General features: G+C 72.5%; 18 protein-coding genes. 12 read left to right on the top strand and 6 right to left on the bottom strand.

Features of this window, described 5'->3' with window-relative positions:
* A partial coding sequence (locus tag MHW47_RS16290) for a maltotransferase domain-containing protein (RefSeq protein WP_239223980.1) occupies nt 1–476 on the bottom strand: 476 nt, incomplete at its 3' end.
* Nucleotides 477–763: 287 nt separating this feature from the next.
* Between MHW47_RS16290 and glgP the strand changes: the two genes are divergently transcribed.
* Nucleotides 764–3,367 (top strand): alpha-glucan family phosphorylase, encoded by a 2,604-nt coding sequence (gene glgP / locus MHW47_RS16285; protein ID WP_239223978.1) that lies wholly within the window; start codon nt 764–766, stop codon nt 3,365–3,367.
* Between the two features lie 94 nt (nt 3,368–3,461).
* On the opposite strand, the gene MHW47_RS16280 is transcribed toward glgP, so the two are convergent.
* Both MHW47_RS16280 and MHW47_RS16275 read right to left on the bottom strand, forming a co-directional pair.
* Nucleotides 3,462–5,507: a M4 family metallopeptidase gene (locus tag MHW47_RS16280; RefSeq protein WP_239223976.1), complete on the bottom strand. Its 2,046-nt coding sequence runs from the start codon at nt 5,505–5,507 to the stop codon at nt 3,462–3,464.
* A 541-nt stretch (nt 5,508–6,048) separates the two neighbouring features.
* The gene (locus tag MHW47_RS16275; RefSeq protein WP_239223974.1) at nt 6,049–6,663 is read right to left on the bottom strand and encodes a TetR/AcrR family transcriptional regulator; all 615 of its coding nucleotides are present in this window, start codon (nt 6,661–6,663) and stop codon (nt 6,049–6,051) included.
* An 87-nt stretch (nt 6,664–6,750) separates the two neighbouring features.
* On the opposite strand from MHW47_RS16275, the gene MHW47_RS16270 reads away from it, so the two are divergent.
* Both MHW47_RS16270 and MHW47_RS16265 read left to right on the top strand, forming a co-directional pair.
* On the top strand, nt 6,751–7,170 hold the full coding sequence (locus MHW47_RS16270; protein WP_239223972.1) for a nuclear transport factor 2 family protein: 420 nt from the start codon (nt 6,751–6,753) through the stop codon (nt 7,168–7,170).
* On the top strand, nt 7,167–7,382 hold the full coding sequence (locus MHW47_RS16265; protein WP_239223971.1) for a heavy-metal-associated domain-containing protein: 216 nt from the start codon (nt 7,167–7,169) through the stop codon (nt 7,380–7,382). The genes MHW47_RS16270 and MHW47_RS16265 overlap by 4 nt, the downstream gene beginning before the upstream one ends.
* Nucleotides 7,383–7,496: 114 nt before the next feature.
* Here MHW47_RS16265 and MHW47_RS16260 read toward each other — a convergent pair whose 3' ends face one another.
* Nucleotides 7,497–9,431, bottom strand: a complete 1,935-nt coding sequence (locus tag MHW47_RS16260; protein ID WP_239223969.1) for an ABC transporter ATP-binding protein — start codon at nt 9,429–9,431, stop codon at nt 7,497–7,499.
* Nucleotides 9,428–11,296 (bottom strand): ABC transporter ATP-binding protein, encoded by a 1,869-nt coding sequence (locus MHW47_RS16255; RefSeq protein ID WP_239223967.1) that lies wholly within the window; start codon nt 11,294–11,296, stop codon nt 9,428–9,430. Before MHW47_RS16255 ends, MHW47_RS16260 begins: the two co-directional genes overlap by 4 nt.
* 190 nt (nt 11,297–11,486) lie before the next feature.
* Here MHW47_RS16255 and MHW47_RS16250 point away from each other — a divergent pair, with 190 nt between their 5' ends.
* The 9 genes from MHW47_RS16250 (at nt 11,487) to MHW47_RS16210 (ending at nt 20,193) form a co-directional block, all read left to right on the top strand.
* Nucleotides 11,487–12,416, top strand: coding sequence for an ABC transporter ATP-binding protein (locus MHW47_RS16250; protein WP_239223965.1), 930 nt, complete (start codon nt 11,487–11,489; stop codon nt 12,414–12,416).
* 1 nt (nt 12,417) lies between these two features.
* The gene (locus MHW47_RS16245; RefSeq protein ID WP_239223963.1) at nt 12,418–13,230 is read left to right on the top strand and encodes an ABC transporter permease; all 813 of its coding nucleotides are present in this window, start codon (nt 12,418–12,420) and stop codon (nt 13,228–13,230) included.
* 34 nt (nt 13,231–13,264) lie between these two features.
* Nucleotides 13,265–14,518 (top strand): sensor histidine kinase, encoded by a 1,254-nt coding sequence (locus MHW47_RS16240; RefSeq protein ID WP_239223961.1) that lies wholly within the window; start codon nt 13,265–13,267, stop codon nt 14,516–14,518.
* A 23-nt stretch (nt 14,519–14,541) separates the two neighbouring features.
* The gene (locus MHW47_RS16235) at nt 14,542–15,192 is read left to right on the top strand and encodes a response regulator transcription factor (protein WP_239223959.1); all 651 of its coding nucleotides are present in this window, start codon (nt 14,542–14,544) and stop codon (nt 15,190–15,192) included.
* Nucleotides 15,193–15,256: 64 nt separating this feature from the next.
* Nucleotides 15,257–16,483 (top strand): Ig-like domain-containing protein, encoded by a 1,227-nt coding sequence (locus MHW47_RS16230; protein ID WP_239223957.1) that lies wholly within the window; start codon nt 15,257–15,259, stop codon nt 16,481–16,483.
* 155 nt (nt 16,484–16,638) lie between these two features.
* Entirely contained in the window at nt 16,639–17,895 is a 1,257-nt protein-coding gene (locus tag MHW47_RS16225) for an Ig-like domain-containing protein (RefSeq protein ID WP_239223955.1), read from the top strand.
* Nucleotides 17,896–18,009: 114 nt separating this feature from the next.
* Complete coding sequence (locus MHW47_RS16220) at nt 18,010–18,777, top strand: enoyl-CoA hydratase/isomerase family protein (RefSeq protein WP_239223953.1); 768 nt, start codon at nt 18,010–18,012, stop codon at nt 18,775–18,777.
* Nucleotides 18,778–19,028: 251 nt separating this feature from the next.
* Nucleotides 19,029–19,544 (top strand): ATP-binding protein, encoded by a 516-nt coding sequence (locus MHW47_RS16215; protein WP_239223951.1) that lies wholly within the window; start codon nt 19,029–19,031, stop codon nt 19,542–19,544.
* Nucleotides 19,545–19,977: 433 nt separating this feature from the next.
* Entirely contained in the window at nt 19,978–20,193 is a 216-nt protein-coding gene (locus MHW47_RS16210) for an EF-hand domain-containing protein (RefSeq protein ID WP_037690105.1), read from the top strand.
* 21 nt (nt 20,194–20,214) lie between these two features.
* On the opposite strand, the gene MHW47_RS16205 is transcribed toward MHW47_RS16210, so the two are convergent.
* Nucleotides 20,215–20,959, bottom strand: a 745-nt coding sequence (locus MHW47_RS16205) for a carboxylesterase family protein (RefSeq protein WP_239223950.1), incomplete at its 5' end; no start/stop codon positions are given.

Genomic DNA, 20,959 nt, shown 5'->3' with positions numbered 1-20,959 from the left:
GCCGCCAGCCGCTCCCCGGCCGGCCGGGACAGGTCGCGCAGCGCGTCCACCGCGGCCAGCACCGCCTCCCGCCCGTCCCGCTTCGGCACGCCCCCGGCGGCCCGCTCGTACAGCTCGGCACCCTCGGCCAGCGTCAGCTCGGTGTCGATGCCCGCCGGAATCTTGATCCCCGCCGTGTGGAGCCAGGTGGCGACCGGGTCGCTCCACGCCTCGACCGTGTACGTCCACCGCCCCTCGGCGTCCGGGGTGACCTCGGCGCCCCAGCGGTCGGTGCCCGGGGCCAGCTCGCGCATCGGGGTCCAGGGGCCCGGCCGGCCGCCCGGACCGCGCAGCACCACATTGGCCGCCACCGCCTCGTGGCCCTCCCGGAAGACGGTCGCGGTGACCTCGAACGTCTCACCGGCGACGGCCTTGGCGGGCCTTCTGCCGCAATCGACGAGTGGCCGGACGTCGAGGACGGGAATGCGACCGATCATGGAATCACCTGGGGACTGGAGCGGAAACCGGAAAAAAGGGCAGCGGAAACCGGAGACGGAGAAGCGTGCGCCGCGAGGGTGGGGTTGCGTCCTTTCTAGTCGCTCGGTGGACACCTCATGGGGGGTGGGCAGGGCCGCTTGCGCACGCATTCACTCGAATGGCAGTCCAAATCCGTCCGCGCGCTCCCGGACCGGGGAAAACGCGGCCCCCGCCGAGGGGTGACGGAGCGGCGCACACGGTGCTGCGTCACGCCCCGATTCCCAGGTCCCCTGTAAAGCTGGAACACGTGAAGGCCATTCGTCGATTCACCGTGCGTCCCGTCCTCCCGGACTCCCTCCAACCCCTCAGCGACCTGGCGCGGAACCTGCGCTGGTCCTGGCACACCGAGACCCGCGAGCTGTTCCGGGCCGTCGATCCGGCGGCCGGCCCCCCGGCGGAGTGCGACCCCGTCCGCCTGCTCGGCTCCGTCTCCGCCGGGCGGCTCGCCGAGCTGGCCCATGACGAAGCGTTCCTGCACCGGCTCGCCGAAGCCTCCGCCGACCTCCGGGACTACCTCGAAGGCCCCCGCTGGTACCAGGAGCGGCAGGAGCGGGGCGCCGCGCTGCCCGCCGCCGTCGCCTACTTCTCGCCCGAGTTCGGGGTCACCGCCGCCCTGCCCCAGTACTCCGGCGGGCTCGGCATCCTCGCCGGGGACCACCTCAAGGCCGCCAGCGACCTGGGCGTGCCCCTGATCGGCGTCGGCCTGCTCTACCGCCACGGCTACTTCCGGCAGACCCTGTCCAGGGACGGCTGGCAGCAGGAGCACTACCCCGTCCTCGACCCCAACGAGCTGCCGCTCACCCTGATCCGCGAGCCCGACGGCACCCCCGCCCAGGTCGTCCTGGCCCTGCCCGGCGGACGCGCCCTGCACGCCCAGATCTGGCGGGCCCACGTCGGCCGGGTCCCGCTGCTCATGCTCGACTCCGACGTCGAGGAGAACGCCCCCGGCGAACGCGAGGTCACCGACCGGCTCTACGGCGGCGGCAGCGAGCACAGGCTGCTCCAGGAGATGCTCCTCGGCATCGGCGGCGTCCGCGCCGTGCGCGCGTACTGCCGGCTCACCGGCCACCCCGCCCCCGAGGTCTTCCACACCAACGAGGGCCACGCCGGCTTCCTCGGCCTGGAGCGCGTCCGCGAGCTGGCCGTCACCGGCCTCGACTTCGACGCCGCGGTCGAGTCCGTCCGGGCCGGCACCGTCTTCACCACCCACACCCCGGTCCCGGCCGGCATCGACCGGTTCGAGCGGGCCCTGGTCGCCCGCCACTTCGGCGAGGACGGCGAACTGCCCGGTGTCCCCGCCGACCGGGTGCTGGACCTGGGCACCGAGACCTACCCCGGTGGCGATCCGGGCGTCTTCAACATGGCGGTGATGGGACTGCGGCTCGCCCAGCGCGCCAACGGGGTCTCCACCCTGCACGGCCGGGTCAGCCGGGAGATGTTCGCCGGCCTCTACCCGGGCTTCGACGCCCCCGAGGTGCCCATCACCTCCGTCACCAACGGCGTCCACGCGCCCACCTGGGTCGCCCCCGAGGTCCTGCGGCTGCGCGCCGAGTCCGGCTGTGCGCCCGGCCGCTGGGACTCCGTCGCCGACCTCCCCGCCCGCCGGCTGTGGGACCTGCGCCGCACCCTGCGCGGACAGCTCGTGGACGAGGTGCGGCAGCGGCTGCACGCCTCCTGGCGGCACCGGGGCGCCCAGCCCGCCGAACTCGGCTGGATCGACGGGGTGCTCGACCCGGACGTCCTGACCATCGGCTTCGCCCGCCGCGTCCCCTCGTACAAGCGGCTGACGCTCATGCTGCGCGACCGCGACCGGCTGCGCGGGCTGCTGCTGCACCCGCAGCGCCCGGTCCAGATCGTCGTCGCGGGCAAGGCCCATCCGGCCGACGACGGCGGGAAGCGGCTCGTCCAGGAGCTGGTGCGGTTCGCCGACGACGCGCGGGTCCGCCACCGCATCGTCTTCCTGCCCGACTACGGCATGGCGATGGCCCAGAAGCTCTACCCGGGCTGCGACGTCTGGCTGAACAATCCGCTGCGCCCGCTGGAGGCGTGCGGGACGAGCGGGATGAAGGCCGCACTCAACGGCTGCCTCAACCTGTCCGTGCTGGACGGCTGGTGGGACGAGTGGTTCGAGCCGGACTTCGGCTGGGCGATCCCGACGGCCGAGGGCGCCGCGCTGGACGAGGACCGGCGCGACGACCTGGAGGCGGGCGCCCTGTACGAGCTGGTCGAGGACCGGATCGCGCCGCACTTCTACGAGCGGGACGAGGAGGGGCTGCCCGGCCGCTGGATCGAGATGGTGCGGGCCACGATCGGCACTCTGGGGCCCCGGGTCCTCGCGGACCGGATGGTCGCGGAGTACGTCGAGCGGCTGTACGCCCCCGCCGCGGCGGCGCAGCGCGCCATGGACCCGGCCCGTTCGCGGGAGCTGGCGGCCTGGAAGGGGAAGGTCCGGGCGGCCTGGCCGGGGGTGGCGGTGGACCACGTGGAGACGGTGACGCCGACCGGCTCCGGTACGACGGCGGAGCTGGGCTCCATGCTGGGGCTGCGGGTGCGGATCTCGCTCGGGGCGCTGGCGCCGCAGGACGTGGAGGTGCAGGCGGTGGCCGGGCGGGTGGACGCGGCCGACGCGATCACCGACGCGCAGGTCTTCCCGCTGAAGCCGGCGGGCGGCCAGGACCTGGAGGGCCACTGGCTGTACGAGGGCCCGCTCGCGCTGGACCGTACGGGGCCGTACGGCTACACGGTGCGGGTGCTGCCCGCGCACCGGCTGCTGTCCTGCGGCGCCGAACTCGGCCTGGTCGCCCAGCCCGCCGGGACCGCGAACGAGGGCGGCGGGGTGCTGCTGCGCTGACCGGGGCCCGGCATGGCGGAACCGCCCGGAGGGGGATGGACTTCCTCCGGGCGGTTCCGTGTCAGCGGCGGGTCATGCGGTGACCCGTGGTGCGTCAGAAGGTCAGCTTGAAGCTGTTGATGGTGCCGCCGTAGACCGAGTAGACGTCCTGGACGCGGAGCTTCCAGGTGCCGTTGGCGGTCTCCGAGGAGGCGTTGACGGTGTACGTGGTCTTCACGTCGTCCGCCGAGTCGTAGTACGAGGCGTTCTTCAGCCGGTACGCGGTGCCGTCCGGGGCGATCAGGTCGATGACCAGGTCGCCGCGCCAGCTGTGGGTGATGTCCACGCCGACCTTGAGGGCGCTGGGCGCGTTGCCGGAGCGGCCCGTGACGGTGACCGAGCTGGTGACGGCCGCGCCGGCGTCCGGGATGGTCACCGGGGTGGTGTTCTGGAAGACGGTGCCGTCACCGGGGTCGGTGTCGCCGCCGGGGCGGGAGCCCACGTTGATCGCGGCCCAGGCGTCGGCCACCGACTTGTACTCGGCGCTGCTGGTGCCGTACAGCTCACCGGCCACCGCGAGCGTGCCGGTGCGGGCACTCGCGTAGTTGGTGGTGGAGGTGAACTTCGTGGTGAGCGCCTTGAACCAGATCTGCTCGGCCTTGGCGCGGCCGATGCCGGTCACCGGCAGGCCGTCCGAGGTCGGGGAGTCGTAGTTGACGCCGTTGATGGTCTTCGCGCCGCTGCCCTCGGACAGCAGGTAGAAGAAGTGGTTGGCCGGGCCCGACGAGTAGTGCACGTCGATGTTGCCGATGCCCGAGTACCAGGAGTCCTTGGACGCCCCGTCACGGCTGGGCTTGTCCTGGTAGCGCAGCGGCGTGCCGTCGCCGTTGATGTCGATCTTCTCGCCGATGAGGTAGTCGCCCTTGTCGGTGGCGTTGTTGGCGTAGAACTCGACGGCGGTGGCGAAGATGTCGCTGGTGGCCTCGTTGAGGCCGCCGGACTCACCGCTGTAGACCAGGCCGGCGGTGTTGGAGGTGACGCCGTGGCTCATCTCGTGGGCGGCCACGTCCAGCGAGGTCAGCGGGTTGGCGTTGCCGCTGCCGTCGCCGTACGTCATGCAGAAGCAGCTGTCGTCCCAGAAGGCGTTGACGTAGTTGTTGCCGTAGTGGACGCGGGAGTACGCGCCGACGCCGTCGCCCCGGATGCCGGAGCGGCCGTGGACCTCCTTGTAGTAGTCCCAGGTCTCGGCCGCGCCGTAGTGGGCGTCGGCCGCGGCGGTCTCGGCGTTCGAGGCGCTGCCGTTGCCCCAGACGTCGTCGGAGCCGGAGAACAGGGTGCCCTTGCCGGACGTCCCGTGGTTCAGGTTGTACGTCTTGTGGCTGCCGCGGGCGGTGTCGGTCAGGTTGTACGAGCCGGAGGACCCGGAGGTGCCCAGGGTGACCTGGCCGCTGTACTCGGTGTTGCCGACGCCGTTCTCGATCGCCTGCCACTCGAAGAGCTTCGCTCCGCTGGTGGCGTCGGTGATGACGTGCAGCGCGTTCGGGGTGCCGTCCTCCTGGAGGCCGCCGACCACGGTCTCGTAGGCGAGCTGCGGGGTGCCGGAGGCCATCCAGACGACCTTGCGGGGGGCCCGGTCGGCCTCCGCCTTGTCCGAGCCGGCCGCCTTCGCCGCGCCGAGCGCCTGCTTGGTGGCGACGGCCGGGCCGACCTCCGCGACCGTGTCGACGGCCTTCAGCTGGGCGGCGGTGGCCTTGGACGCCTTGACGACGCTCTTGGTGGCGCCGGACTTCGTCTCCTGGACGACCAGGTCGCCGCCGAGGACGGGCAGCCCGTCGAAGGTGCGCTCGTAACGCGTGTGGGTGGTGCCGTCGCGGTCCTGGACGACGTCGCGGACGACGAGCTTCTCCTTGGCGCCGAGACCGAGTTCCTTGGCCGTGGCGGCCCGGCTCGCGTTGGCCTCGCGGATCAGCTCGGCGCGCTGGGAGGGCGAGAGCTGCTTGGGCAGGGCGCCGGGGTTCGCCTTGGAGGCGGTGGCGGACTTGGCGGTGCCGTTGTCCGGGGCGGCCGAGGCCGTTCCGGACTGGACTCCCACGGCGAGGAGGGCTGCGGCGGCTATCAGGGCGCCGGTCGCGGTGGCACGACGGCTGTGCGTGGATCTCACGCGGACTCCTTCTGCGAGGGGGGTACCGGCGGCTGGGTGAGCCGGCCGGGCAAGCAAGCAGTGCGCGGAACGGGGTGAAGAGTGTCAGGAGTCGGCCACTTCTGTCAGGGGCGCGTCAACAACTTGGCCGGAATTCGTTCGTTGCCGGATCAGGTGTGTTCGTTAAGCGGACGTTTCCGCGACCTTCACGCAGGGGTGCCGCGCACCCTCCGGAAGGCCCCCTGCCTCCTTGGCCTCCGGGGTCTTCCGGGATGACGCGCGTGTTTCCGGGGTGCGAAGGGAATGCGTGCAGCCGGAAAGTTCCCACCTGTCGAGACGGGGAGCGGGTGTGGCGCATTCTCGCCCGTCCGTTCGATGATCAAACGACCGAACGGACGGGCGGGAAGCGTGTAGGGAGCGCATCCCCGCCGGGCTGTCGTGGCGGTCACCATGTGTAGCGGTTGCCGGCCTCGGCGGCAGTAGAGGGATGTCCTCGATGGTGGCGGTCCGGCCTATGAGCGTGGTCGGCCCGGAAGCGTGAGGCGGGGGCAGCTCGATGCGCTCACCGAGGCCGACGTGAGGAATCCGCTTGTGCGGTGGCGCCGAGCATGCGGAGAAGGCTGATGCGGAGGGCATCCTGTGCAGCCGGGGCGGACAGCCGGCCGGCGTCCTGCTCCTCGCTCGCAGCATGGCCGAGCCTGATGGTCGCCGCGACCAGCCAGTCGACGGGGAGCCGGTCGTCGAACTCTCCGGTCTGCCGACCGCGTTGGATCACCCTTCTGATCCGGTCGGCGACGGGCGTGTGCCGGTCGTGGTCGGCCTCCGGGCTGACGGGGTGGGCGCTGATCAGCTGAAGCAGTACGGGGTAGCGCCCGGTCACCTGTGCGCCGGCGTCGAGTATGCGCATCAGGGTGTCTGCGGCGGGGGCGGTCTCGAGGTCGGCGGCGTCCATGGCGGCGACGGCCTCGTCGGTGATCCGCTCGACCACGGCCAGCAGCAACTGCTCCCGTGAGGGGAAGTGCGCGTAGACGGTCGGGCGGGTCACGCCCGCAGCGCCGGCGATCGCCTCCAGGCCGGCGTCGGGTTCGGCGTTGAGGACCCGGGTTGCGGCATCCAGGATGGCGGCCCTGCTGCGGCGGGCGTCAGCACGGCGGTTTCGGGCGGGGGAAGACATCATCTCTTACATGTTGCCAAACTTATCGGAGCCTGCATATCTTACAGTGTGTAAAAGATCGAGCGTGAGCACCGGACCGGCGGGAGTGACATGAGCCCACTCGACAACACCGACCCCAAGCAGTTCATCGCCGACTTCTTCACCTCCTTCACCAAGGACTTGCTGCAGACGGACGAGGACGCGGCGCTGATCGTCGACCGCTATCACACCCCGGACATCGTCGAGATCGCCGACGGACACCGGATGGACCGCGACAAGCTCGTCGCGCATGCCCGCCCGGTCCGCAAGAACCGGCCCACCATCCGCATGGAGGTGCACGAGGCCGTCGCCGACGGCGACCGGCTCGCCGCTCGCTACACCCTGAACTCCTCCCAGCGCGGCAAAAACCTCGCCATCGAGGTCTACTTCTTCGGCCGGTTCGCCCCCGACGGGCGTATGTGTGAGGCGCACATGACCACCCGCACTGTTCCCGTGGACGGCAGCGGCGAGCATGAAGAGGCAGAGTCATGACCAAGAGCACGTACACCGTCACGGGCATGGCCTGCGGGCATTGCGCGGAGTCGGTCACCGAGGAGCTTGAACGCATCGCCGGCGTTACCGCCGTGACGGTGGATGTCGACAGCGGCACGGTTGTGGTGATCGGCGACGGGGATGTGGAAACCGCGGACGTACGTGCCGCGGTCGAGGAAGCAGGCTACGAGCTCACGACTGAGGACACATAGATCGAAGCAGCAGCTGCTGGACGTAGCCACTATCGACGGGATCGCGGACTTGCTCATCCGCTGCTGATGAGCCCCCTTCATTGCCAACGAATTCGCGGATATGGAGACAGGGGGTCAGGCCAGGCTCTCGCGCCAGGCGCGGTGCAGCCCGGCGAACCGGCCCGTGCCCGCGATCAGTTCCTCCGGCGTGCCGTCCTCCACGATCCGGCCCCGCTCCATCACCAGCACCCGGTCCGCCACCTCCACGGTCGACAGCCGGTGCGCGATCACCACGGCGGTGCGGCCGTGCAGCACGGTGTCCATCGCCCGCTGCACCGCGCGCTCGCCGGGGATGTCCAGCGAACTGGTCGCCTCGTCGAGGATCAGCACCGCCGGGTCGGCGAGCAGCGCGCGGGCGAACGCCACCAGCTGGCGCTGCCCGGCCGAGATCCGGCCGCCCCGCTTGCGCACATCGGTGTCGTAGCCGTCCGGCAGCCCGGTGATGAAGTCATGGGCGCCGATCGCCTTCGCGGCCCGCTCGATCTCCTCGCGGCTCGCCTCCGGACGCCCGATCGCGATGTTGTCCGCGACCGTCCCGGAGAACAGGAACGCCTCCTGGGTCACCATCACCACGCCCCGCCGCAGCTCGGGCGTGGCCAGGTCCCGCAGATCGGTGCCGTCCAGCAGGACCCGCCCCGCGGACGGGTCGTAGAACCGGGCCAGCAGCTTGGCGAGCGTGGACTTGCCGGCGCCCGTGGAGCCGACCACCGCCACCGTCTGCCCGGCCGGGACGGTCAGGTCGAAGCGCGGCAGCACCTCGCCGCCCGTCCGGTAGCCGAAACTCACCCCGTCGAACACCACCTCGCGGCCCGGCAGGGAGCCCGCGCGGGCCGGCAGCTCACGCGGCTCCACCGCCTCCGGAACCGTGGGCGTCTGGGCCAGCAGCCCGGCGATCTTCGCCATCGAAGCGGCGGCGGACTCGAAGGAGTTCAGGAACATGCTGAGCCGGTCGATCGGGTCGTACAGCCGCCGCAGATACAGCACCACCGCGGCCAGCACCCCGAGCGCCAGGTCCCCGGAGGCCACCCGGTACGCGCCCCAGAGCACGATCCCGGCCACCGCCGTGTTGGCGACCAGCCGCGAGCCGACGACGTACCGCGCGTTCTCCAGCGTCGCGTCGCCGTTGATCTCCCGGTGACGCCCGTTCAGCTCCGCGAACACCGCGTCGTTGACCGGCTCCCGGCGGAACGCCTGGACGGGTCGGATGCCGTTCATGGTCTCCGCGAACTTCACGATCACCGAGGCGATCGCCGAGGACCGGGCGGTGAAGATCACCGAGGAGCGGCGCCGGTACTGCCGCACCAGCAGATACAGCGGCAGGAAGGACAGCACGGCAGCCGCGCCCGTCGCCAGGTCCAGCCAGAGCAGCACCGCGGCGATCGACAGGAACGACAGGAAGACGTGGATCAGCTCCTGGAGCCCCTCCTCCAGCAGCTCCCGCAGCGCCTCCAGGTCCGAGGTGGACCGCGAGATGAGCCGGCCGGAGGTGTACCGCTCGTGGAAGTCCACGCTCAGCGCCTGCGCGTGACGGAAGATCCGGCCGCGCAGATCGAGCAGGACGTCCTGGCTGACCCGCGCGGACACCTGGATGAACGCGTACTGGAGGGCGCCCGCGCCCACCGAGCAGAGCGCGTAGCCCAGCGCGACCGCGATCAGCGGCCCGTAGTCGTGGCCGCGGAAGGCGGGCACCCCGCTGTCGATGGCGTACGCCACCAGCAGCGGGCCCGCCTGCACCGCCGCCTGCTGCAACAGGATGTACAGGGCGGCCACCGCCACCCGCCCGCGCGACGGGCGCAGCAGCGAGGCGAGCAGCCGGCGGGTGGCCCCGCGCGGGGACGGCAGGTCGTCCCGGTCGAAGGGATCGCCGGGACCTCCCGCCCGCGCCGGGTCCTGCGCCCCGCCCTCCTGCGCTCCGCTCTCCGGCGCCGGCTCCCGCGGCCCCGCCTCCCGGCGTGCCGGGTCCTGCTCGTCGCCCGGTTCGGCGGGGCGGCCGGTCGTGGTGCTCGTCATCGGGTGCTGCCCTCCTCGGCAGGGGCCTTCGCGCCCATGTCCTCGTCCTCGACGGGTCCGGAGACCGCCTCTCCGGTGTCCCGCGCACCGGCCGCGTGCTCCCCGCCCGACATCAGCCAGGCGTACTCCGCGCTGGTCCGCAGCAGCTCCTGGTGGGTGCCGACCGCCGCGATCCGGCCCTCCGACAGCAGCGCCACCCGGTCCGCCAGCATCACGGTGGACGGCCGGTGCGCGACCACCACCGCCGTGGTCTCCGCGAGCACCCGGCGCAGCGCCGCCTCCACCAGGGCCTCCGTGTGCACGTCGAGCGCCGAGAGCGGGTCGTCCAGCACCAGGAAGCGCGGCCGGCCCACCACGGCCCGGGCCAGGGCGAGGCGCTGGCGCTGGCCGCCGGACAGGCTCAGGCCCTGCTCGCCGACCTCCGTGTGCACGCCGTGCGGCAGCTCGTCGACGAACCCGGCCTGGGCGACGCCGAGCGCGCGCCGCAACTCCTCCTCGCCGCCGTCCGCCGCCCCCATCAGCACGTTCTCGCCGACCGTCGCGGAGAACAGCGTCGGCTCCTCGAACGCCACCGCCACCAGTTCCCGCAGCCGGGTGCGCGGCATGGCGGTGATGTCCTCGCCGTCCAGCGTGATCCGCCCGGCGGTCGCGTCGTAGAGCCGGGGGACCAGCGCGGTGAGCGTGGTCTTGCCGGAGCCCGTCGCGCCGACCAGGGCCATCGTCTCGCCCGGCCGGATGTGCAGATCGATCCCGGCCAGCACGGGCGGCGAGCCCTCCTCCGCGTCCGGGTAGCGGAACTCGACGCCCTCGAAGACGATGCCGCCCGGCTTCCGGTCCGCGCCGCCGGAGGGGGCGGGGAGCGCGGCGTCCGCCTCCTCGGCGACGTCCATCACCTCGAAGAACCGCTCGGTCGCCGTCGCCGCCTCCTGGCTCATCGCCAGCAGGAAGCCGATCGACTCGACCGGCCAGCGCAGCGCGAGCGCCGTGGACAGGAACGCCACCAGGGTGCCCGCCGACAGACCGCCGTCCGCGACCTGGACGGTGCCGAGCACCAGGGCGGCCCCGATGGCGAGTTCGGGCAGCGTGGTGATCAGGGTCCAGATCCAGGCCAGCAGCCGCGCCTTGCCCAGCTCCGTGGCGCGCAGCCCCTGGGCGAGCACCCGGAAGGCGTCCGCCTGGCTGCGGTGCCGGCCGAACCCCTTGATGATGCGGATGCCGAGGACGCTCTCCTCGACCACCGTCGTCAGGTCCCCGACCTGGTCCTGGGCCCGGCGCGCCACCCGGGCGTACTTCGCCTCGAAGACGGAGCACACGATGACCAGCGGCACCACCGGCGCCAGCAGTACCAGGCCCAGCGTCCACTCCTGGAACATCAGGACCACGAAACCCACCAGGATCGTGGTCGCGTTGACCAGCAGGAAGGTCAGCGGGAAGGCCAGGAACATGCGCAGCAGCGCCAGGTCCGCGGTGCCGCGCGACAGCAGCTGGCCGGACGGCCAGCGGTCGTGGAAGGCCACCGGGAGCCGTTGCAGGTGCCGGTAGAGGTCCGCCCGCATCGTCGCCTCGACCCCGGCCAGCGGACGCGCCACCAGCCAGCGCCGCACCCCGAACAGCACCGCCTCGACGAGGCCCAGGAGCAGCAGCGACAGGGCGCCCAGCCAGACCCCGTCGGGGTCGCGGTCGGCGACCGGGCCGTCGACGATCCACTTCAGGACGAGCGGGATCACCAGACCCAGACAGGAGGCGACGACCGCCACCAGGGCGGCGCCGAGCAGCCGGCCCCGCACCGGCCGCACGTACGGCCACAGCCGCAGCAGGGAGCGTACGGCCGAGCGGTCCTTGGGGTCTACATGTTCCTGGCGCATCAGGGAGGAGCCTACGGTCCGTCCGGATATCGGTCCTGTGGTTTTATCCCGCCGGTTCCTCCCCGGCCGGCGGCCACCCGGCGGACCCCGCCGGGCGCGGGGTCGTAGGAGGGCATCAACCGATCGGTGGATGCCGGTTCGAGCGCGATGGCCGATACCCGGGGCGGCCGCCCGCTCGAATACTCGTGCCATGGCAATCATCGAAGTGAACGGGGTGCGCAAGGTCTACGCCGGGCGCCCCGTGGTCGACGGAGTCGGATTCTCCGTCGACGAGGGGGAGATCTTCGGGATTCTCGGCCCCAACGGCGCGGGCAAGACCACCACCGTCGAGTGCGTCGCGGGACTGCGGGCCCCCGACGCCGGCACCGTCCGGGTCGCCGGACTCGACCCGGTCGCGGACCGGGACCGGGTGACCGGACTGCTCGGCGCCCAGCTCCAGGAGAGCGAACTCCAGCCCAAGATCACCGTGCGCGAGGCCCTCGACCTGTACAGCGCCTTCTACCCGGACCCCGCCGACTGGCGCCCGCTCGCCGAACGGCTCGGCCTGCACGAGAAGCTGGACACCCGCTTCCAGCGGCTCTCCGGCGGCCAGAAGCAGCGGCTATCCATCGCGCTCGCCCTCGTCGGCCGGCCCCGCGTCGTCATCCTGGACGAGCTGACCACCGGTCTGGACCCGCGCGCCCGGCGCGACACCTGGCAGCTGATCGAGGACATCCGCGACGGCGGCGTCACCGTCGTGCTCGTCACCCACTTCATGGAGGAGGCCCAGCGCCTCTGCGACCGCATCGCCGTCATCGACCGGGGGCGCGTCGTCGCCCTCGACACCCCGACCGGACTCGTGGCCGGCACGGCCGGGGCCACGGCCATCTCGTTCACGCCCTCCGCACCGCTGCCCGAGGCCGAACTCGCCGCCCTGCCCGGCGCGGTCTCCCGCGAGACCCGGGACGGCCGGGTCCTCGTCCACGGCACCGACGAGACCGTCAACGCCGTCATCTCGCTGCTGGCCCGGCTCGGCGTCACCGCCCACCGCCTCCGCGTCTCCGAGGCCACCCTCGACGACGCCTTCCTCGACCTCACCGGCCCCGCCGAGGGGCGCGGACTCACAGAACGGGCATCCTGAGATGGCCACCTCACCCACCACACCCACCGCACCCACCGCATCCACCGCCCCCGCCGCGTCTCGCACCGGCCTGCCCGGCGCCTACCGCGCCGTCCTCAGGGCGGAGACCCGGCTCTTCCTGCGCGAACCCGGCAACCTGTTCTGGATCGTCGTCTTCCCGACCGTGCTCCTGGCGATCCTCGGCTTCGTCCCCTCCTTCCGGGAGCACGACGACGGGCTCGGCGGCCGGCGGGTCATCGACCTGTACGTCCCGGTCTCGGTGCTGCTCGCCCTGATCATGGCCGGGCTCCAGGCCATGCCCCCGGTCCTGACCGGCTACCGCGAACGCGGCATCCTGCGCCGCATGTCCACCACCCCGGTACCGCCCTCCGCGCTGCTGGGCGCGCAGATCGCGCTGCACGGCGCCGCCGCGCTCGCCTCCTCGCTGCTGGTCGTCGCGGTCGGCCGGATCGCGTACGGGGTGCGGCTGCCCGGCCAGCCGTTCGGCTACCTGCTCGCGCTGCTGCTCGCGGTCGCCTGCGTCCTCGCCATCGGCTCGGTGATCTGCGCCGTCTCCCGGACGACCAAGATCGCCGCGACCGTCGGCTCGGTCGTCTACTTCTCGATGATGTTCACCGCGGGCGTCTGGGTGCCCGTCCAGGCCATGCCCGAGGCGCTCCGCCACATCGTCCAGGCCACCCCCTTCGGCGCCGCGTCCCAGGCCCTGGACCAGGCCACCCGGGGCGGCTGGCCGGACTGGGTCCACCTGGGCGCGGTCGCCGCCTGGACGCTCGCCGCCGGCTGGACCGCCGTCCGCCGCTTCCGCTGGCAGTAGAGGGGGAGCGGGGGTGCGGGAGAGACTGGACCGCATGAGCGCACAGGTCACGACGGCCGAGCAGTGGTGGGGCCGGTTCTTCCGGTACGGGCCGTACGGGCTGCTCGCCCTCGCCACCCTCGTCTCCGCGGTCTCCCGGCCGTTCCTGATGACCCCGACCGACGAACGCGTCGCCGCCGTGCTCCTGCCGGCGGCCCTGGCGCTCCAGCTGTGGTGGTCCCGCGCGGCCACGGGGGCCTCACCGCGCACCGGCGCCGGCTACTTCACCGTCCGCACCCTGCTGGCTTTCGGGCTCACCTGGTGCAACCCCTTCTTCTCCATCTACGCGGTGCTCGGCTACTTCGACGCCGCGCGGGTGCTCCCGTGCCGCGGCGTCCGGCCCGGACTGCTCGCCGTCGCCGTCATCATGGCGGGGGCCCAGAGCGGCAGCCCCCTGCCGCCCGCCACCGCGCTGAACTGGGTCGTCTTCGGCGTCGTGCTGGCCGTCCACGTCACCCTGACCATGATCTTCGCCAAGATCGGGGACCGGGAGGCCGACCAGGAGCGGGCCAGGACCGCCACCATCACCGCCCTGGAGACCGCCAACGCCCGCCTGGAACAGGCCCTCGTGGAGAACGCCGGACTCCACGCCCAGCTCCTCGTCCAGGCCCGCGAGGCCGGCGTCGCCGACGAACGGCGCCGGCTGGCCGCCGAGATCCACGACACCATCGCCCAGGGCCTCACCGGCATCATCGCCCAGCTCCAGGCCGCCACCTCCACCGCCGACACCGACCCCGCGCTCGCCCGCGAACACGTCGCGCGCGCCGCCGACCTCGCCCGGCACAGCCTCGGCGAGGCCCGCCGCTCGGTGCACAACCTGCTCCCCGGCGCCCTGGAGGAGGACGATCTGCCCGGCGCCCTGCGCAAGACGGTCACCACCTGGTCCGAACGCACCGGGGTCCGCGCCGACTTCACCGTCACCGGCACCGTCGCCCCCCTGCACGACGAGGTCGGCGCCACCCTGCTGCGCATCGCCGAGGAGGCCCTCGCCAACGCCGGCCGGCACGCGGTGGCCTCGCGGGCCGGGGTCACCCTGTCGTACATGGGCGACGAGATCACCCTCGACGTGCGCGACGACGGACGCGGCTTCGACCCGGCCGCGCTGCCCCCGTACCGGGGCGCCGGCGGCTTCGGGCTCGGCGGCATGCGCTCGCGCGCCGAACGCATCGCGGGCACCGTCGAGGTGGAGACGGGACCGGGCCTCGGTACGGCGATCTGCGCCCGCGTACCCATGGTGCCGCACGCCTGAACCCGTCCCGTACGGTGGGCCGCATGGACCGGGAGCCCGCACGCGTCATCACCCTGATCGTCGTCGACGACCACCCCGTCGTCCGGGACGGGCTGCGCGGAATGTTCGCCGCGGCGCCGGAGTTCCGGGTGCTCGGCGAGGCGGCCGACGGGATCGAGGGCGTCGAGATGGCCGCCCGGCTCGACCCCGACGTGGTGCTGATGGACCTGCGGATGCCGGGCGGCGGCGGGGTCGCCGCGATCACCGAGCTGACCCGGCGCGGCGCCCGCTCCAGGGTCCTCGTCCTCACCACGTACGACACCGACTCCGACACCCTGCCCGCGATCGAGGCGGGCGCGACCGGCTACCTCCTCAAGGACGCGCCCCGCGAGGAGCTGTTCACCGCCGTCCGGGCCGCCGCCGAGGGCCGTACCGTCCTGTCGCCCGCCGTGGCCTCCCGGCTCGTCTCGGCGGTCCGCTCCCCGGCCGCCCCCGGCAACGACACCCTGTCCGCCCGCGAGCGCGAGGTGCTGACGCTCGTCGCGCGCGGCATGTCCAACCGGGAGATCGCCGCCGAACTGTTCATCAGCGAGGCCACCGTGAAGACCCATCTCACCCATCTCTTCGCCAAGTTGGGCGTCAAGGACCGGGCCGCCGCCGTCGCCACCGGCTACGACCGGGGCATCTTGGGCTGAGGCGCCCCCGCCCGGACGGCCCGCATCGACGTTTCCCCCGGCCCGCATCCGTCGTTGGCGGGTCATGAATCACGTAGCGAAGAAGGCGGCGGCGCACCGGACCGCCGCACCGGCCGGGCCGGTGCTGCTCGCCGTACTGGTCCTGCTGACCCTGCTCACCGGGTGCTCGGGCACCGGTTCGTTCATGGGCGGGAAGTCGGGGTCGCGGGAGGCGATCCGGATCGTCCCCGCCGACCGGGCCGAGGACGTCCCCGCGGACGGCCCGCTGGAGGTGCGGGTGCCGGACGGGCGGCTGGAGAGCGTCCGGGTGCGGCGGATCGAGGACGCGCGGAAGCGGGACGTGCCGGGCGCCCTCGCCGGGGACGGCCGTTCCTGGGCGCCGGCCAAGGGGACGCGGCTGGGCCTCGCCGCGAAGTACGCCGTGGACGCGGTGGCGGTGGACGGCGCCGGCCACCGCGTCGCCCGGCACACCACCTTCACCACGGCCGTCCCCGAGCACCGCTTCATCGGCTACTTCAAGCCGGAGAACCGCGCGACGGTCGGGACCGGGATGATCGTGTCGTTCGAGTTCAGCCACCCGGTGACCCGGCGGGCGGCGGTGGAGCGGGCGATCCGGGTGACCGCCGATCCGCCGGTGGCCGTCGCGGGGCACTGGTTCGGCCGGAGCCGGCTGGACTTCCGCCCGGCCGCGTACTGGGAGCCGGGCACCGAGGTCACGGTGGACATCGGGCTGCGCGACGTGGAGGGCGCGCCGGGGGTGTACGGCAGCCAGGACAAGACCGTGCGGTTCACGGTGGGCCGGGAGCAGATCTCCCGGGTGGACGCCGCCGCGCACACGATGGAGGTGCGCCGCGACGGCGAACTGGTCTCCACGCTCCCGGTCACCGCGGGCTCCGATTCCACCAGCACGTACAACGGGCGGATGGTGGTCAGCGAGATGCACGAGGTGACGCGCATGAACGGCGACACCGTCGGCTTCGGCGGCGAGTACGACATCAAGGACGTGCCGCACGCGATCCGGCTCACCGGGTCCGGCACCTTCCTCCACGGCAACTACTGGTCCGACGACGAGGTGTTCGGCTCCTCCAACGTGAGCCACGGCTGCATCGGGCTGCGCGACGTGCGGGGCGGCAGCGGTTCGACGCCGGCCGGCTGGTTCTTCGACCGCACCCTCGTCGGGGACGTGGTCGAGGTCGTCAACTCGCGGGACCGGACGGTCTCGCCGGACAACGGACTGGGCGGCTGGAACCTCGGCTGGAGCCGGTGGCGGGCGGGCTCCGCGCTGCGCTGACACTTGGAACGGAACGGTGACATTTCCGGGGCGATCTGCCCACAGTCGGTGTGATTATCTCTTCAATGAGCGCGCAGGTGCAGCGCGCGGGGGCGGGAACCCACGGGTTCCCGGGGCCTTGGCGGGGCCAGGCCGTGTGAGGGGAGACGACCACATTGAACGGGCAGCCGATATCGGGGACGTCGGCCGGGGCGGGCGGCGGACGGCGGGTGCGCAGAGCCACCGGTCTGCCGGCGCTGGCCATGGGCGCGCTGCTGCTGCTGGTGACGGCGTGCGGCGGGGGCGGCGCCGACGGCGGCAAGGCGGGGTCCGCCAAGGCGGGCGGGGTCGCGGAGCAGGACACCAGCGCCTCGCAGGCCGTGGTGACCGTGGCGCCCGGGGACGGCGCCGACGACGTCGCCACCAGCGGCGCCCTGAAGATCACGGCGAAACGGGGCAAGCTGACCGCGGTCAAGGTCTCGGACCCCAAGGGCGGCGAGGTCAAGGGCACGATCGCGGCGGACGGCGCGAGCTGGCAGCCCGACCGTCACCTGGCGGCGGCGACCAAGTACAAGGTCCACGCGGTGGCCGAGGACGCGAAGGGCCGCGAGTCCGCGAAGGACACCACCTTCACCACGCTCGTCCCCCAGAACACCTTCATCGGCCAGTACACGCCGGAGGACGGTTCGACGGTCGGCGTCGGCATGCCGGTCTCCATCCACTTCACCCGGGGCATCACCGCCCCGGAGGCCGTCGAGAAGGCCATCGAGGTGACCGCCGAACCCGCCGTGCCCGTCGAGGGCCACTGGTTCGGAAACGACCGCCTGGACTTCCGCCCCGAGAAGTACTGGGCCGCCGGTACCAAGGTGACCGTCAAGCTCAACCTCGACGGCGTGGAGGGCCGGCCCGGCGTCTACGGCAAGCAGGCCAAGACCATCTCGTTCACCATCGGCCGCAGCCAGGTCAGCACCGTCGACGCGAAGTCGCACCGGATGAAGGTCGTCCGCGACGGCACGCAGATCAAGGACATCCCGATCTCGGCGGGCGCCCCGGCCACCACCACGTACAACGGCCAGATGGTCATCAGCGAGAAGCTGCGGGTCACCCGGATGAACGGTGACACCGTCGGCTTCGGCGGCGAGTACGACATCAAGGACGTGCCGCACGCGATGCGCCTGTCCACCTCGGGCACCTTCATCCACGGCAACTACTGGGGCGGGCCCGGTGTCTTCGGCCACGCCAACACCAGCCACGGCTGCGTCGGCCTCCAGGACGTGCGCGGCGGTGGCGACTCGAAGATGCCGGCGGCCTGGTTCTTCGACAACTCGCTCATCGGTGACGTCGTCGTCGTGAAGAACTCCCAGGACAAGACGATCCAGCCGGACAACGGCCTCAACGGCTGGAACATGAGCTGGTCGGAGTGGACCGCCTGACCACCGCTCGGTAACCGCACGGCGGGCCCGGCACCGGACATCCGGTGCCGGGCCCGCCCGCGTCCCGCGCCCCGGCCGGTGCCTTCGGAGTTAGCGCCGGTTAACCTGCCTCCCATGACCGTAACCCTCGAAGCAAGCGGCGGCGTCGGCACCATCCGGCTGGACCGCCCGCCGATGAACGCCCTGGACGTCGCGACCCAGGACCGGCTGCGCGAACTGGCCGAGGAGGCGTCCCGGCGCGACGACATCAGGGCCGTGGTGCTCTACGGCGGCGAGAAGGTGTTCGCGGCCGGCGCGGACATCAAGGAGATGCAGGCCATGGACCACGCGGCGATGGTGCTGCGCTCCAAGGCCCTCCAGGACTCCTTCACCGCCGTGGCCCGCATCCCCAAGCCCGTCGTCGCGGCCGTCACCGGCTACGCGCTCGGCGGCGGCTGCGAACTGGCCCTCTGCGCGGACTTCCGGATCGCCGGGGACAACGCGAAGCTCGGCCAGCCGGAGATCCTGCTCGGCCTCATCCCGGGCGCCGGCGGCACCCAGCGGCTCGCCCGCCTGGTGGGCCCCGCCAAGGCCAAGGACCTCATCTTCACCGGCCGCCACGTCAAGGCGGACGAGGCCCTGACCATGGGCCTGGTGGACCGCGTGGTGCCCGCCGCCGAGGTGTACGAGCAGGCGCACGCCTGGGCGGCCCGGCTGGCCAAGGGCCCCGCGCTGGCCCTGCGCGCGGCCAAGGAGGCCGTGGACGCCGGACTGGAGACGGACATCGACACGGGGCTCACCATCGAGCGGACCTGGTTCGCGGGCCTGTTCGCCACCGAGGACCGCGAGCGCGGCATGCGCAGCTTCGTGGAGGAGGGTCCGGGCAAGGCGAAGTTCCTCTGACCGAACACCCGGTGAGAACGCGCGCGGGCGCGTTCATCCGTGCGGGCGGATTGGCGCGGGCTCGGGGGCCCCTCGGGAACCGCTGGGGCCCCCGTCCGCGTGTACGCGGAAAGGGGCATCGTCGCCGCAGGTCAGAGCCAGGATTCCGGGCCGCGTCATGCCGCTGGCATATGTCGGATGCCGCTCGGGGGAGGGCTGATCGGCGGTCGGGGATTCCCCAGGAACGGCCCCGGAGGGCCCGTCGGGCGGCCATGATGGTGTGCATGGCGGGCCTGGAGGGTGTGGAGCAGCCGCGACCGCGCAGCAGCGCGACAGCGGCACGGAGATTGCCGGCCGTCGAGGACGAACAGGCGTTCAAAGCGCTGGAGTTGTTCGGAAACCCGACGGAGGAAGAAGTGCGGCTGCCCTCCCGCCCGGAGTCCGCGGCCACCGCCCGGCGGCTCACCGGGTGCGTCATCCTGCACCAGTGGGCGCTCTCCCCGCAGGCCGCCGAACACGCCGTGCTGCTCGTCTCCGAACTCGTCGGGAACGCCGTGCGCCACACCGGCGCCCGCGTCTTCGGGTTACGCATGCTGCGCCGCCGGGGCTGGATCAGGATCGAGGTGCGCGACCCCTCCCGGGGGCTGCCCTGTCTGATGCCGGTCCGCGAGACGGACATCAGCGGGCGCGGCCTGATGCTCGTGGACAAGCTCTCCGACCGCTGGGGCGTGGACCTCTTACCGCGCGGCAAGACCACCTGGTTCGAGATGCGCATCTCCGACCGCTGACCCCGCCCCTGACGGGACGCGCGCACACCGCCCTGACCCGGGAACGCAGAAGCCCCCGGAATGGCCGTGGTGCGGCGCCTCGGGGGCTTCTGTGGGGGGCCGTGAAATGGGGGGTGTGTTCACGGCCGCTTGTGACGACCTGGCTCGGGTCGGAGGGGGTCGTGACATCGACTATGACAGAGGGACGCCTCCCTGGCCAAAGGCGTAAACCCCCCATTCAGCGACAAAAGCAGACACTTTAGAAGTGAAATGTAGGTGTGTTGGGTCACTTGCCTGCAAATCCATGAATATTCATGAATGCTCCGGCATGTTCTTTTGATCATCCACGATGTGGACAGCGGCTGCCGACGGAACCGACCGGCCGCCGTACGGGCCGCGCGGGGCGCCGGATAATCTGGGCGCCGTCAGACAGTCCTACGAAGGGGGCGGAACAATGGCGGACATCGAGTCGGCGCGCAAGGCGTTCGAGCGGTACGACCTGAACGGCGACGGGTTGATCTCGGCTGCCGAGTACAAGAGCGTCATGGCCCAGCTGGGTGACCCCTATGTCACCGAGCCGGTCGCCCAGGCCGTGATCAACTCGCACGACACCAACGGCGACGGGCTCCTCACCTTCGACGAGTTCTGGGCCGCGCAGAACAAGGGCTGAGCCGCCGCCGGACACCCCTGCTCACGGGGTGTCCCGGCGCCCGCCCCGCCGGTACGGGGGCCAGCCGCGCAGTTCGTCGTCGCGCGGGGCCCGGACCACCGCCGGGGCACCGGGCCCGAAGCGCATCACCGGGCGCGAGGCGTCCCACCCCGGCCAGCCGGGATCACCGGACGCCGCGAACCGCACCCACGCCGCGTGCATCGAGCCGGCCAGCTCCCGCGGCGCGTCGTACCCCGCGAGCGCGACGGCGTCCGGGGTGTGCAGGGTGTCGAAGACGAAGCCGATCTCCAGCCCGTGGCAGGCCCCGAGCCCCTCCACCGGGGACGGCCAGCCGAACTCGTACAGATGCGTGCTGCCGGGGGCGCGCGCGTCGGCCAGCCGGTTCAGCGGCACCCGCAGCAGCACATCGGTGGCCAGCGCGCCGAGCAGCTCGCCGCGCGTGGCGCCGGGCCGGTTGGCGCGGTACGTACGGACGGTGGCGCGCGGCACCCGGAACCGCAGCAGCGCCAGCCGCAGCCTCGTACGGGAGAGCCGGGCGGTCAGCCCGCTCGGCACGAACCACAGCCGGTACTCCTCGGTGGTCGAGCCCATCAGCAGCCCGACGTCCGCCGCCGCCCCGTCGAGCAGGGCCTCCAGCGGGTCGCGGGGCAGCAGTTCGCCGTCCACCACCAGCGCGAAGGCGTGCCCGCCGGTCAGCGGGGAGCCCCCGGCCGTCACGGCGCTCTGCGCGGCCAGCAGCGCGGCCGGGTCCACCGCCGCCAGCTCC

The organism is Streptomyces sp. OfavH-34-F, assembly GCF_022347745.1.
Classification (GTDB): Bacteria; Actinomycetota; Actinomycetes; order Streptomycetales; family Streptomycetaceae; genus Streptomyces.
The sequence above is the reverse complement of the archived record's forward strand: the minus strand, read 5'-3'. Positions and strand labels throughout refer to the sequence as shown.

What these genes read in the sequence shown, in the direction of transcription:
- MHW47_RS16275 (WP_239223974.1), bottom strand. Translation starts at nt 6,663, where the DNA reads ATGATGTCTTCCCCCGCCCGAAACCGCCGTGCTGACGCCCGCCGCAGC.
- MHW47_RS16270 (WP_239223972.1), top strand. Translation starts at nt 6,751, where the DNA reads ATGAGCCCACTCGACAACACCGACCCCAAGCAGTTCATCGCCGACTTC.
- MHW47_RS16265 (WP_239223971.1), top strand. Translation starts at nt 7,167, where the DNA reads ATGACCAAGAGCACGTACACCGTCACGGGCATGGCCTGCGGGCATTGC.
- MHW47_RS16260 (WP_239223969.1), bottom strand. Translation starts at nt 9,431, where the DNA reads ATGACGAGCACCACGACCGGCCGCCCCGCCGAACCGGGCGACGAGCAG.
- MHW47_RS16255 (WP_239223967.1), bottom strand. Translation starts at nt 11,296, where the DNA reads ATGCGCCAGGAACATGTAGACCCCAAGGACCGCTCGGCCGTACGCTCC.
- MHW47_RS16250 (WP_239223965.1), top strand. Translation starts at nt 11,487, where the DNA reads ATGGCAATCATCGAAGTGAACGGGGTGCGCAAGGTCTACGCCGGGCGC.
- MHW47_RS16245 (WP_239223963.1), top strand. Translation starts at nt 12,418, where the DNA reads ATGGCCACCTCACCCACCACACCCACCGCACCCACCGCATCCACCGCC.
- MHW47_RS16240 (WP_239223961.1), top strand. Translation starts at nt 13,265, where the DNA reads ATGAGCGCACAGGTCACGACGGCCGAGCAGTGGTGGGGCCGGTTCTTC.
- MHW47_RS16235 (WP_239223959.1), top strand. Translation starts at nt 14,542, where the DNA reads ATGGACCGGGAGCCCGCACGCGTCATCACCCTGATCGTCGTCGACGAC.
- MHW47_RS16230 (WP_239223957.1), top strand. Translation starts at nt 15,257, where the DNA reads ATGAATCACGTAGCGAAGAAGGCGGCGGCGCACCGGACCGCCGCACCG.
- MHW47_RS16220 (WP_239223953.1), top strand. Translation starts at nt 18,010, where the DNA reads ATGACCGTAACCCTCGAAGCAAGCGGCGGCGTCGGCACCATCCGGCTG.
- MHW47_RS16215 (WP_239223951.1), top strand. Translation starts at nt 19,029, where the DNA reads ATGATGGTGTGCATGGCGGGCCTGGAGGGTGTGGAGCAGCCGCGACCG.
- MHW47_RS16210 (WP_037690105.1), top strand. Translation starts at nt 19,978, where the DNA reads ATGGCGGACATCGAGTCGGCGCGCAAGGCGTTCGAGCGGTACGACCTG.